At 71.7% G+C, this 11,979-nt stretch carries 11 protein-coding genes and 1 pseudogene; 8 read left to right on the top strand and 4 right to left on the bottom strand.

Annotated features, from left to right (window positions below; all coding sequences use genetic code 11):
- Nucleotides 1-531 precede the first annotated feature (531 nt).
- Entirely contained in the window at nucleotides 532-996 is a 465-nt protein-coding gene (locus ABD211_RS19125) for a hypothetical protein (protein ID WP_344133477.1), read from the top strand.
- A 283-nt stretch (nucleotides 997-1,279) separates the two neighbouring features.
- On the opposite strand, the gene ABD211_RS19120 is transcribed toward ABD211_RS19125, so the two are convergent.
- Together ABD211_RS19120 and ABD211_RS19115 are read right to left on the bottom strand one after the other, a co-directional pair.
- Nucleotides 1,280-1,603, bottom strand: a complete 324-nt coding sequence (locus ABD211_RS19120; RefSeq protein WP_344133474.1) for a GNAT family N-acetyltransferase — start codon at nucleotides 1,601-1,603, stop codon at nucleotides 1,280-1,282.
- Between the two features lie 26 nt (nucleotides 1,604-1,629).
- On the bottom strand, nucleotides 1,630-2,343 hold the full coding sequence (locus tag ABD211_RS19115) for an HD domain-containing protein (RefSeq protein WP_344133471.1): 714 nt from the start codon (nucleotides 2,341-2,343) through the stop codon (nucleotides 1,630-1,632).
- 108 nt (nucleotides 2,344-2,451) lie between these two features.
- Between ABD211_RS19115 and ABD211_RS19110 the strand changes: the two genes are divergently transcribed.
- From ABD211_RS19110 to ABD211_RS19080, 7 genes are all read left to right on the top strand, one after another.
- On the top strand, nucleotides 2,452-3,054 hold the full coding sequence (locus ABD211_RS19110; protein ID WP_344133468.1) for a sulfite oxidase-like oxidoreductase: 603 nt from the start codon (nucleotides 2,452-2,454) through the stop codon (nucleotides 3,052-3,054).
- On the top strand, nucleotides 3,024-3,761 hold the full coding sequence (locus ABD211_RS19105) for a ferredoxin reductase (protein WP_344133465.1): 738 nt from the start codon (nucleotides 3,024-3,026) through the stop codon (nucleotides 3,759-3,761). Before ABD211_RS19110 ends, ABD211_RS19105 begins: the two co-directional genes overlap by 31 nt.
- Nucleotides 3,762-3,795: 34 nt before the next feature.
- A complete protein-coding gene (locus tag ABD211_RS19100) occupies nucleotides 3,796-4,071 on the top strand; it encodes a DUF6510 family protein (RefSeq protein WP_344133462.1) in 276 nt (91 codons plus the stop codon).
- A gap of 168 nt (nucleotides 4,072-4,239) precedes the next feature.
- Entirely contained in the window at nucleotides 4,240-6,369 is a 2,130-nt protein-coding gene (locus tag ABD211_RS19095) for a carbohydrate-binding module family 20 domain-containing protein (protein WP_344133458.1), read from the top strand.
- 815 nt (nucleotides 6,370-7,184) lie between these two features.
- Nucleotides 7,185-8,729 (top strand): collagen-binding domain-containing protein, encoded by a 1,545-nt coding sequence (locus tag ABD211_RS19090; RefSeq protein WP_344133455.1) that lies wholly within the window; start codon nucleotides 7,185-7,187, stop codon nucleotides 8,727-8,729.
- Nucleotides 8,730-8,947: 218 nt separating this feature from the next.
- On the top strand, nucleotides 8,948-9,826 hold the full coding sequence (locus ABD211_RS19085; RefSeq protein ID WP_344133452.1) for a serine hydrolase: 879 nt from the start codon (nucleotides 8,948-8,950) through the stop codon (nucleotides 9,824-9,826).
- Nucleotides 9,827-9,877: 51 nt separating this feature from the next.
- Complete coding sequence (locus ABD211_RS19080; RefSeq protein ID WP_344133449.1) at nucleotides 9,878-10,090, top strand: hypothetical protein; 213 nt, start codon at nucleotides 9,878-9,880, stop codon at nucleotides 10,088-10,090.
- 10 nt (nucleotides 10,091-10,100) lie between these two features.
- Here ABD211_RS19080 and ABD211_RS19075 read toward each other — a convergent pair whose 3' ends face one another.
- Both ABD211_RS19075 and ABD211_RS19070 read right to left on the bottom strand, forming a co-directional pair.
- Nucleotides 10,101-11,438 carry an ABC transporter ATP-binding protein gene (locus ABD211_RS19075; RefSeq protein WP_344133446.1) on the bottom strand — a complete coding sequence of 446 codons (1,338 nt, stop codon included), beginning with the start codon at nucleotides 11,436-11,438 and terminating at the stop codon, nucleotides 10,101-10,103.
- A gap of 107 nt (nucleotides 11,439-11,545) precedes the next feature.
- Nucleotides 11,546-11,979 (bottom strand): annotated as a pseudogene (locus tag ABD211_RS19070) (hypothetical protein); the annotation flags it as partial.

The raw sequence follows: 11,979 nt of genomic DNA, 5'->3' as shown, positions 1-11,979 counted from the left end.
GCCCGCCCGCCGGGCGCGCCGCCCCGTCCCGGTCCTCGGCCGCCTGGCCCACCGCCGCCGGGCGCCCCGATGTCGTCGGTCCCGCTGTCCGCAGCCCCGATGTCCTCGACTCCGCTGTCCGCGGCGCCCCTGTCGGCCGCCTCGCCGCCGCATGGCCCACACCGCCAGCCGCCACCGAAGGTGGATCCGCGCCGGACGGCTCCGCCGCCCGGGTTCGGCCCGCAGCCGTCGCCCGCCTCCGGCCCACACGGTCCAGGTGGGCCTGGCGGCACTCCCGCGCGCGGTGCGTCCGCAGGCGGCGGCGCGGCAGNCGCGGCAGGCCGGCGGCCGCAGCCGGGTCCCCCGCGCGAGCGCACGGTCGGCCAGTCGTTGGCCGGCGAGCGTCGTCCGACGCCCGCACCGCGTCGTCCGGACGAACCTCAGGAACCGCCGTGGTCCGCGCGGCGTTCACCCGCCCGTTCCGATCCGCTGTTCCTCGATCTCGGCGACGACGCGGCGGAGCGTGGCGTCCTTACGGGCTTCCCGAGTGTCATGCGGCGCCGGTGGCCGGTGTTCGCGGCGAGCCTGGTGGCCGTCGTCGGGACGGTGACGGCCGCGGTGATCACCGCGCCCAAGGACGACAGGACCAACTCGCCCGAGACGGTCATGGGCGCCGCCGGCTCCGCCCCGCCGGCCACGGTCAAGGCCTCCCGCCCGCCCACCCCCTCCGGCGGTCAGGCGCCGTCCGCGCAGCCGGCCAGCGACGTACGCCTGCGCGACGAACAGCGCAGCGTCACGATCTCCTGGCGCGACCCGAGCAACGGCGTGGCCACCGCCCGCCTGAAGGTCAACCGGGACGATCAGGTGCTCTTCGAGGGCGACGTGCCGGCGGGCGTCGACCACTACCGCCTCGACGGCCTGAGCCCCGACCTGAACCTCTGCGTCACGGTGACCCTCGTCTACCCGGACGCCACCGCCCCGACCACGGAACCCGTCTGCACCGACCGCACGCGTTAGCTCGGTTCGCTCGGTCGCGGTCCGGAGGATCTGTCTGTTCGTGCGTGGCGGCGGAAAGCACGGGACCGTCATGTCGCCGCCACGGGTCACTGAACGAATGCTGAAACGCTGTGGAACCTGTGTCGCACTTTTTATGCAACACGGAGTTTGGCGCGGCCTGCCGCCTGTGCGGGCTCAGTCCGCCGACCGCGACGGTAGTCGGATCGTGGACAGGGCGACCACCACGATCCACGCCCATCTCCAACCGGCTGTGGTCAGCCCTGCTGCCGGACTGATGTACCCGCTACGCCCCGTCGCCGGCTGAGGCCGCCTGTTCCTCGTGGTAGCGGGGGACGATGAGGTCGGTGTAGTCGGGGTGGCGTTTGATGAACGCCGCGATGAACGGGCACAGCGGCACGATCAGTCCCTTGTGGGCGCGGATGGTGTCGAGCACACCGCGCGCCAGGGTGCTGCCGAGCCCGCGGCCCTCGAACTCGGGCAGCACGGTCGTGTGCACCAGGGCGAGAGCGTCCGGGCGCGTGCGGTAGAGCACGTACCCCGCCAGGTGGCCGTCGACGTGGATCTCGTACCGGCTGGCGTCCTCGTTGTGGATGATCTCCGTTGCCACCTGTTCACCCTATCTTGCGCGCCGGTTCAGCCGAGGATCGCGCGGAACCGCTCCTCAGCCGTGTCGAGCTGCTCGTAGATGTGCTCCTTCACGTCCTCGGTCAGGGGCGTGTCGGGCAGGGCGACGAGCCGGCGCAGGGTCGGCACGAGTGGGGCGTACTTCGTGGCGGCGCGGGTGACCTTCGGGCCCGTGGTGTGCACGATGCCCACGCCGTTGTCGGTGAAGTCGCTGACCTTGATGACGCGCGCCCACGGCGTGCGGGTCAGGCTCGCCTCGACGTGCTCGCGGTACTGCTCGTCGGCGTCGCGCGTCGGGTCGTACTCGGGATTGGTCACCGCGCGGACCAGATCGGCCACGCGGGGATTGAACCGCGCGGCGATCGCGGTGAGGGCCGCGGACACCACATCACCGTTGGTGGATCCCGCCAGCTCCGCGGGGTGGTCCTCGACCGCGTCGTGCAGGAGCGCGGCGACCAGCACGTCCGCGTCGTCGATCGCGTAGTAGCGCCGGATGCGGATCGCGGTGCGCAGCAGGTGGTTGAGGTACGGCTCGCGGGTGCGCCGGTCGTCGCGGTGCAGCTCGGCCGCGAGGTCCAGTGCGTCGATCAGGGCGGACCGGTCCGGCTCCGGCAGATCGGCGATCTCCAGCAGGAAACGCTCCCGCAGGCCGGCCTCGCCATGGATCTCGGTGACCGCGTGCAACGGCATCGTCATGAGGTACCGCGGGGAAACGCCTTCCATGGATGACAGGTATACCGAAATGAGGCCGACCTGTAACGCCCGCGTCGGTGACCTAATGCCGTCACCGCGACGTCGCGTGATCGAAATCTCCTCCACTAGGCTGGCCGCGTGGACATCATCTCGCGGGGGTTCCGCGGTCGGGGAAGTGCCGACCCGCACCTGCCGCCGGGGCAGTATCTGGTGCACGGCGACGACTTCCCGGTGCTGTCCGCGGGGCCGACACCCCGCGTCGACACCGCGACCTGGCAGTTCACCATTACGACCGAGACCGGTGAGCGGCACGCGTGGGACTGGGCCCAACTTCAGGACCTGCCGAGCGACAACCCGCGGGTGGACCTGCACTGCGTGACCAAGTGGTCGAAGCTCGGCACGGAGTGGGAGGGCGTGAGCCTCGACGCCTTCCTCGAGAACGTCGAGACGGCCGCCGACTACGCGCTGGTCCACTCCTACGGGGGATACACCACCAATGTCCCGTTGGAGGACCTGCTTGACGGCCAGGCGTGGATCGCCTACGGGTACGACGGCGAGCCCCTGACCCCCGAGCACGGCGGCCCGGCGCGGCTGCTGGTGCCCCACCTGTACCTGTGGAAGAGCGCCAAGTGGGTGCGGGGCATCACCCTGCTGCTGGAGGACGAGCCGGGGTTCTGGGAGAGCGTCGGCTACCACAACTACGGTGACCCGTGGCGCGAGCAGCGGTACTGGGGCGACTGACGTGGCGCCCGGCCGAGCTGGTCTCCGTCCGGGCCGAGACGTCCGCCGCCCGCACCCTCACCTTCGACGTGCCGGACTGGCCCGGCCACGTCGCGGGCCAGCACGTCGACGTTCGGCTGACCGCCGCGGACGGCTACACGGCCCAGCGGTCGTACTCGTTGGCCTCGGCGGCGGGCGGGCCGGTCGAGCTGACCGTGCAGCGCGTCGACGGCGGCGAGGTGTCCGGCTACCTGGTCGACGAGATGGCGCCGGGGGACAGGTGCGAGGTGCGCGGCCCGGTCGGCGGCTACTTCACGTGGGACCCCGAGGACCCGTCGCCGGTGCTGCTGGTGGCCGGCGGTTCGGGCCTGGTGCCGCTGATGTCGATGCTGCGCACCCGCGCAGAGGCCGGCTCGCGGGTGCCGTTCCGCCTCATCTACTCGGTACGCTCACCGGCCGACGCCCTGTACACCAGCGAGCTTCGCCGCCGGGCCCGCGAGGATCGAGGCCTCGATGTGGAGTACGCCTACACGCGTGTCGCCCCGACGGGGGTGCGCCGGCCGGCGGGGCGGATCGACGCGGCCCTGCTCGGCGCGGCCGGCTGGCCCGCGGATTTCGCCCCGACCTGCTACGTGTGCGGCCCGACGGGCTTCGTGGAGTCGGTGGCCGATTTACTGGTAGGTGCGGGACATGCCGCCGACCGGGTGCGAACGGAGCGGTTCGGCTGATACTGGTAAACGACGGACGATCGGAGGTGGGACAGTGGGTGACCAGGCGTCGTTTGTGGACGGCAATGAGCTGGCCGGCGCGTTCCGGGAGCTCTTCGCCGTCGACGTGACCACCGCCCGGGGCACCTGTGTGTCCTGCGGCCGGTCCGGCGAGATCGCCCAGACCCACGTCTACCATGGCCCGGGCCTGGTCGCCCGCTGCGCCGGCTGCGAGGCGGTGCTGGTGCGGCTCGTCCGGGGGACCGGTCGGGCGTGGCTGGACCTACGCGGCGTGACGTGTCTGGAGTTCGGTCTGCCCGAGCCCGTCTGACGATCGTTTCTGTCACAAGCCCCTGCCCGGGCCGGAGGGACGCCGGCCCGGGCAGGCCCTTTTTGTGTCCACAGCCGACTCTTTACACAGTCGAGCGATGAGAGTAACTTTCTGAAAACTTACATATCCTTGCGCAAGGATCTCGTCCCCCCGTTTTCGGAGGTCCACATGCGTCTCCCATCCCGTCGTTGGCGCGCCGCGCTCGCGGCCGCCGTCCTCGCGGTCGCCGGCACCGCGGTAGCCGTCCCCGTACTCGTCGCGGCCCCGGCCGCCGAGGCCAAGGCGGACGCCAACCCCGGCGCCCGCGACGTGATCGTCCATCTCTTCGAGTGGCCCTGGGCCTCGATCGCGTCCGAGTGCACCAACGTCCTCGGGCCGAAGGGCTTCGGCGGCGTGCAGGTCTCGCCGCCGCAGGAGCACGTCGTCCTGTCCGGCCAGGGCTACCCCTGGTGGCAGGACTACCAGCCGGTCAGCTACGCCCTCACCTCGCGGCGCGGCGACCGGGCGGCGTTCGCCTCGATGGTGCAGACCTGCCACGCGGCCGGCGTCAAGATCTATGTCGACGCGGTCATCAACCACATGGCCGGCGGCGCCTCCACCGGCCCCGGCTCCGGTGGGTCCTCCTATTCGCAGTACGGCTACCCGGCGGTGCCCTACGGCAGCACCGACTTCCACCACTGCGGCCGCAACGGCAACGACGACATCCGCAGCTGGACCGACCGCTGGGAGGTGCAGAACTGCGAGCTCGTCGACCTGTCCGACCTCGCCACCGAGGCCTCGTACGTGCGCGGCAAGCTCACCGCGTACCTCAACGACCTCATCTCGCTGGGCGTCGACGGGTTCCGGGTCGACGCGGCCAAGCACATGCCGGTCGCCGACCTCTCGGCCATCTACGCCGGGCTGAGCGGGACGCCCTACATCTACCAGGAGGTCATCGAGGGCGGCCCGGGCGAGATCAGCCCCAGCGAGTACGTCGGGGCCGGCGACGTCACCGAGTTCCGGTACGGCGACACGGTCGGCAACGCGTTCCGCGACGGGAACCTGGCCAACCTCAACAACCTCGCCTCGTCGATGCTGCTCGCCTCGGGTGACGCGGTCGCGTTCGTGGACAACCACGACACGCAGCGCAACGGGCGGGCCCGGCTCACGTATAAGGACGGCACGAACTACGCCCTCGCGGAGGCGTTCATGCTGGCCTTCCCGTACGGGACGCCGGCTGTGATGTCGAGCTTCACGTTCACCAACAACGACGCCGGGCCGCCCGCCGCGGCCAACGGCACCACGTCGGCTGTGACCTGTGGCAGTGGCTGGGCCTGCGAGCACCGCTGGCGCACCACCGCCAACCTGGTCGGCTTCCACAATGCCGTCACCGGCACCGCCGTGACGAACTGGTGGAGCAACGGCGGCGACCAGATCGCCTTCGGCCGCGGCTCGGCCGGGTTCGTGGCCTTCAACCGGTCCACCTCCGGGCTGACCCGCACCTTCGCCACGAGCCTGCCGGCGGGCGTGTACTGCGACGTCGCGAACGGCGACCCCGCTTCGGGGGCGTGCTCAGGGACCACCTACACGGTCACCTCGTCCGGCCAGGTCACGGCGACCGTGCCGGCGAACGGGATGATCGCGCTGCACGTCAACGCCCGGGTGTCGGGCACCGTCAGCCCGACCACCGCCGGCCCGACCTCGACCACGTGCACCACGACGGCGGTCACGTTCCAGGTCACCGCGACCGTGGGCAGCGGCGAGACGATCGCCGTCGTCGGCGACCAGGCCGCGCTCGGCTCGTGGAACACCGCCGGCGCGGTCGCGCTGACCGCGTCGGGCACCACCTGGCGGGCCACCGTCGCCCTGCCGAAGAGCACCACGTTCGCGTACAAGTACATCCGCAGGTCGGCGTCGGGCGCGGTCACCTGGGAGTACGACCCGAACCGCAGTCACACGACCACGACCGCCTGCGCCGTCACCTACACGGAGACGTGGAACGGGCCGACCGCTTCCCCGTCGGCGTGCAGCACGGTCGCGGTGTCGTTCGGCGTGAACGCCACCACGGTGTGGGGCGAGAACGTCTTCGTCACCGGCAACCAGTCGGCGCTCGGCAACTGGAACACGGGCAGCGCGGTGGCCCTGTCCCCGGCGACGTACCCGGTGTGGCGGGGGATCGTGAACCTGCCCGCCAACACCACCGTCCAGTACAAGTTCCTCAAGAAGAACGGCTCCGCCCTCACCTGGGAGTCCGGCTCGAACCGGTCCATCAACACCGGCTCGGCGTGCACCCTGACGCTCACCGACACCTGGCGGTGAGCCCGGCCCGGGCGGCGGCCGGCGACCCCGACCGCCGCCCGGCAGGGCACCTGCCGCCCCGGGGGCGAGATTCATCCAAGATCCCCGTTTCGGGTGCAGGAGTGTGGCTGGGCTCCACTCCCGCACACGAAATCGCGATCAACCCGACAGCCGAAGGGCGAAATGTCGCTTCCGCGAGTCGCGGGACCGCGCGTCCGCACCGCGTTTAGCGATCGTGGGCCGGGATATGGCAACGGCCGTCGATTCGACTACGCGGTGGTACCGGATTCGACGATCTCCACGCTCGGTCACTGCGCCGAAAGCGCCGATCCTGGACGCGGGGTAGCAACTACAAATCAGATATTTCCGATTTGAGAGGGCGCGGCGGGCCTACCCGCTACACACGCTATCGGGCCCAAATGGCGGCCGCTCAAGCGCTATTTCCGAATGGTGCGGTGGATAGGACCCGCTGCTATTCGGTCGGCTACCCGACAGTTCATCGTGACGCCTGTGGCGTCACCACGCCCGGTTTGCGGCGCGCTGGCGTCGGTGTCCGGTGAATAACGCGCGCCGAAAAGGAAATGTCGTATTGGCCGACGTGCCGGCGGGCGGCGCGCGGGCGCCATCCGCCGACATCGTCGGCTATAGACGGGCTACCGACCTGGTCTTACGTTGATCTCCCCTGTTGATCATCCGTATTTCTCCACCGAGGTCGGTGCCTTGTGTCTCGTAGCTTCCTTCGGCAGTCACTCAGCCGTCATAAGCTTTTCTCCGGAGCCGCGCTTACTTTTCTCTCGCTCTCGGCGGTGACATTCGCGGGCGTTATCACGGTTGCCGTGGCGGCGCCCTCGACGGCGGCGGACACCATCAACCCCCTCGCCGGAAATAACGGATTTCTCGTGCTCGTCGAGGGGGACGCGACCCTCGGCCCGAACGAGACCGACGGCGCGATCGCGATCGGCGGCGACCTCCGGCTGGCGGGCGACCACCAGGTGTACGCGCACGGCGCGGGCGGCCTGACCGTCCCCGGCGAGGCGAACAAGACGGCGCTGCTGGTCGGCGGCGAGATCGACTTCGCGCACAGCGACAAGAACGCTGAGCTGAAGGTGCTCAGCAACGGGTACGTCAAGATCGGCGATGTGAGTCACGCGTCCGTTCTCGAGCGGGACCGCAACAACGCCCCGGTCCCGACCGCCGTGGTGAAGAAGAACGCCTCGTACACCTCCATGCCGCGCGTCGTGCTGACCGCCAAGCAGCCGGCGTCGTCGGTGTCGGCGCCCACCAGCCTGCAGCTGTCGACGCTGTTCGGGCAGTTCCGCGACCGTTCGCAGCTGATGGCGGCGCTCACGCCCAACGTCAGCGCGACCCGGTCCGGCGACCAGCTCAAGATCACGCTCGCCGACGGCGTCAACGTGCTCAAGCTGACCGCCGGCGACCTCGCGGGCATCCGGGAGTTCACCTTCCAGAACAAGCCGACGACCGCCCGCACGCTCATCATCAACGTGGACACCAGCACGTCCTCGCACAAGCTGACCTGGCAGGTGCCGAACTTCGCCGGCATCGCGGGCGCGGACGCCACGCACGTACTCGTCAACTTCGCCGACGCGACCAGCGTGACCCTGGGCAAGAACTCGGCCACGGTCGAGGGCACGCTCTACGCGCCGTTCGCCAACCTGGTCAACGACAGCCGCAGCAACCTGGAGGGCAACGTCGTCGCCAAGGCGTTCACCCACGGCGGCGACTGCGACGGCGGCGAGATCCACGCCTTCCCGTTCGACGGCCAGGTGCCGGTGGTCCCGGTGACCTCCGCCCCGGCGACCACGGCCGCCAGCTCCGCGCCGGCGACGTCCGCCAGCGCGACCACGGCCGCCCCCACCACGGCGGAGAAGACGACCGCGGCGCCCGCCACGTCCGCCGCGCCGACCACGGCGGAGACGACGTCCGCGGCGCCGACCACGGCGACGGAGACCACGACGGTGGCGACGACGTCCGCGGCGCCGACAACGGCGGTGGAGACGACGACCGTGGAGACGACGACGGTGGCGACCACGTCCGCGGCGCCGACCACGGCGACGGAGACGACGACGGTGGAGACCACCACCGCGGCGCCGACGACGACCGCCCCGACCACGTCGGTCGTGACGACCGCACCCGCCACGAGCAGGCCCGCGCCGACCACGACCGTGGCGACGAGCGAGCCCGTTCCCACCGAGACCGTCGTCACGGAGGAGCCGCCGACCACCGCCCCGGTCGTCGCGCCGCCCACCACGCCGCAGCTGCCCACCACCGGCGCGTCCATCCTTAGCTGGCTCATCGTGGGTGTGGCGTTCCTCGCCCTCGGCCTGGGTCTGCTGATCGCCGCCCGACGGGTGCGCGTCTGACACGGCACGTGACGTGGGCCGGGCGCGGATCACACCGCGCCCGGCCCACGCGTGTTCCGGCGGATGTCCACCCCGCCCTGAGCCCGCGTTGAGGTCCGGCCGGCACGGTCGGTGCCATGTCGCCCCGCCCCCCTCGTCCGCCGACGCGGGCAACGACGTCGCACCGGCGCCGGTTGCCCCGCCGGCGACTCGTCGTTGTCCTCGGTGTGATCAGTGCCATGGCTACCGCCGCCGCGGTCCTCGTGGCCCACCTGCTGCCGTCCCCGAGCGCGGCCGCCGCCCCGCCGGCGCCAACGACCGCCACGACAACAACAGCCCCGACAACGGCCACCACCTCGAGCGCCGCCCCGCCGACCACGGCGGGCTCGTCGGCCGCGACCCGGCAGGCCGCCCTCACCCGGGCCCTGGCCGCCCTGCCCACGGGTCGGCACGGCGAGTTCTCCGTGGCCGTACGTAACAACCGCACCGGCGGGACGTACCGCTACCGCGCGTCGGACACGTACGAGACGGCCAGCATCGTGAAGGTGGACATCCTCGCCGCGGTGCTGCTGCGGGCGCAGGATGACGGCCGGTCGCTGACCGACGCCGAACGGTCCGCGGCGACGCGGATGATCCGGGCCAGCGACAACGACGCCGCCACGTACCTGTGGAACCGCGCCGGCGGCGCGAGCGGTGTACGCGCGGCCAACCGGCGGCTCGGCCTCACCCACACGACGCCGGGCACCGAGGGTTGGGGGCTGACCCGCACCACGGTCGGCGACCAGGTCACGCTCGTCAACCGGGCGCTCGGCACGTCCGGGCCGCTCACGTCCGCGAGCCGCGCGTACATCCGGGGCCTGATGACGACGGTGAACGGCGACCAGGACTGGGGCGTGCCCGCCGCGGCCCACCGGGGGGAGACGGCCGCCGTGAAGAACGGCTGGCTCAGCCGGAGTACGGAGAACGGCCGGTGGATCATCAACAGCATCGGCCGGATCACGGGCCCGGGCGTCGACCTGACGGTGGCGGTGCTTTCCCACGGCCATTCCGGAATGTCCACCGGAGTGGCCCTTACTGAGCAGATCATCAAGCTCGCGCGGCAGCATCTGGCCTGGTGAATACCCGGGTCGGGGCACACAGAAGATCGCACATGTGTTCGAATAACGGCCATGGAGAAGCGCAGGCACTTCTGGAACGGATCCTGGGGACGGCTCGCCCGCCGCGACGTACTGCTCTACGAGGACGGCGGCCAGTGGCTCATCGAGGTCCGGGTCGGGGGAGCCGAGGGGCGCAGCCGGTGGATCCCGCGCGAGGACGAGGACGCCGCCCTCGACGAGCTGCGCGCGCTGCTGTCCGGGACGGCCGACTGGCGCGAGCTGTAGGGCGTACTCCTCAGACGGCTTCGCGGAGGGCGACCTGCGGCGCGGGGAGCGCGATGCGGTCGCCGGCGCGGTCGAAGAGGTAGAGGTGGTCCGGGTCGAGCCGCAGGCTCAGCGTCTCGCCGACGCGGGGCGCCAGGGCGGCCGGCATCCGGGCGGTGACGTCGCCGATCGCCTCCCGGCCCGGCTCGGCCTCGGGAACGTACGACGGTTGCAGGCCATAGCGGCCGGAGTCGTCGGCGCGGCGCGGCTGCGGGACGATCCGGGCGAGCCGCCGGCGCAGCGGGTGCGGCGGCGGCGGATCCCCGCCGACCGCCTGCGCGAGCTCGCCGTCGGGCAGCTCCAGCTGGGAGACCCGGTGCGGGGTGGGCACCGAGCCGGTCTCCAGGTGGACCAGCACGTCGTGGCCCCGCAGCTCGACGAGGCGCACCACGCCGTGCAGGTCGGCGCCCTCGGCATCCGCCGTGGGGACCAGCGCGTCCGGGCGGAAGCCCACGGTGACCCGGGCCCCGTGGTACGTGGCGAGGGTGCGGGCGCGCGCGTCCGACCACGGCAGGTGCAGCGTCTGCGCGCCGAGGTCGACGACCGTGCGCCGGCCCGGTTCCGCCTGCACGGCGGCCTGCAGCAGGTTCATCCGCGGGCTGCCCACGAAGGCCGCGACGAAGAGCCGGTGCGGGTCGGAGTAGATCTCCTCCGGGGTGCCGACCTGCTCGATGCGGCCCTGCCGCATGACCGCGACGCGGTCGCCCAGGCACATCGCCTCGGTCTGGTCGTGGGTGACGTAGATGGTGGCCACCCCGAGCTGGTGGATGAGCTCCGACAGGTAGTTGCGCACCGACTCGCGCACCGCCGCGTCCAGGTTGGACAGCGGCTCGTCGAGCAGGAACACCCGGGGCTGGCGCACGATGGCGCGGCCCATGGCGACCCGCTGGCGCTCGCCGCCCGACAGCCGGTCGGGCCGCTTGGTGAGCACGTCGGTGAGGTTGAGCAGCTCGGCGACCTCGCGGACCCGCTGGTCCCGCTCCGCCTCCTCGATATGGTGGTTGATGAGGGGGAACGCGATGTTCTCGGCGACGGTGAGGTGCGGGTACAGGCCGTAGTCCTGAAAGACCATGGCGACCTCGCGCTCGCGCGCGGAGATGTGGTCGATGCCCGCACCGCCGAAGGAGATCTCGCCGGACGTGGCGGGGTCGAGGCCCGCGATGAGGCGCAGCACGGTGCTCTTGCCGCAGCCGGTCGGCCCGAGCAGCACCATCACCTCACCGTCGGCGACGGTGAGGTCCAGATGGTCGACGGCCGTGACGCCGGTCGGGTAGACCTTGGTGAGCTGGCTCAGGACCACGGTGGACATGGCGACTCCGCTCCCCGGGTGGGTGGGGTCCGTGTCGTTCCATAGTGCCCCGCGGATGCCATAGACGTACACCGCTATCGAGCAGCTTACTTCTTGTGACCGACCGCTCACCGGCGGCGTTTGCGGCCGCCCTCGCACTCGTCGGCCAGCGCGCACGCCTCGCGGGCCTGCTCGCCCGCCACGCGCGCCGCCTGTTCCTGCTCGTGGGCCGCGCGGGCGGCCTCCCCGGCCAGCTCGTCGGCCACCTGCTCGGTGGTGAGCGCGAAGTCCAGCGTGCGCTGGGCGTCGGCCTCGGCGGCCCGGCACCGGGTCACCTCGTGCGTCAGGGCGTCCTGCTGCGGCGTCCAGCCCTCGGCCCGGCGGAACACCTCCCGCAGCTGATCAGCGGTGATGTCGCCGCGCCGGAACGCGGCGAACGCGGCGTGCGTGGTCACCCGCTCACCCTCGCTCGTGCCCGTGCGCTGCTCCGCGAGGCGCTGCGCCTCGGCCGACGCCGCGGCCAGGGCCGCCGCCGTCTCCCGCGCGGCGGCGTCGCGCCGGT

It is taken from the genome of Luedemannella flava, from assembly GCF_039528515.1.
Classification (GTDB): domain Bacteria; phylum Actinomycetota; class Actinomycetes; order Mycobacteriales; family Micromonosporaceae; genus Luedemannella; species Luedemannella flava.
This window is presented reverse-complemented; position numbering and strand designations above follow the sequence as displayed.

Coding starts and splice junctions, on each gene's coding strand:
- ABD211_RS19125 (WP_344133477.1), top strand. CDS start 532: ATGCGGCGCCGGTGGCCGGTGTTCGCGGCGAGCCTGGTGGCCGTCGTC.
- ABD211_RS19115 (WP_344133471.1), bottom strand. CDS start 2,343: ATGGAAGGCGTTTCCCCGCGGTACCTCATGACGATGCCGTTGCACGCG.
- ABD211_RS19095 (WP_344133458.1), top strand. CDS start 4,240: ATGCGTCTCCCATCCCGTCGTTGGCGCGCCGCGCTCGCGGCCGCCGTC.
- ABD211_RS19085 (WP_344133452.1), top strand. CDS start 8,948: ATGGCTACCGCCGCCGCGGTCCTCGTGGCCCACCTGCTGCCGTCCCCG.
- ABD211_RS19080 (WP_344133449.1), top strand. CDS start 9,878: ATGGAGAAGCGCAGGCACTTCTGGAACGGATCCTGGGGACGGCTCGCC.
- ABD211_RS19075 (WP_344133446.1), bottom strand. CDS start 11,438: ATGTCCACCGTGGTCCTGAGCCAGCTCACCAAGGTCTACCCGACCGGC.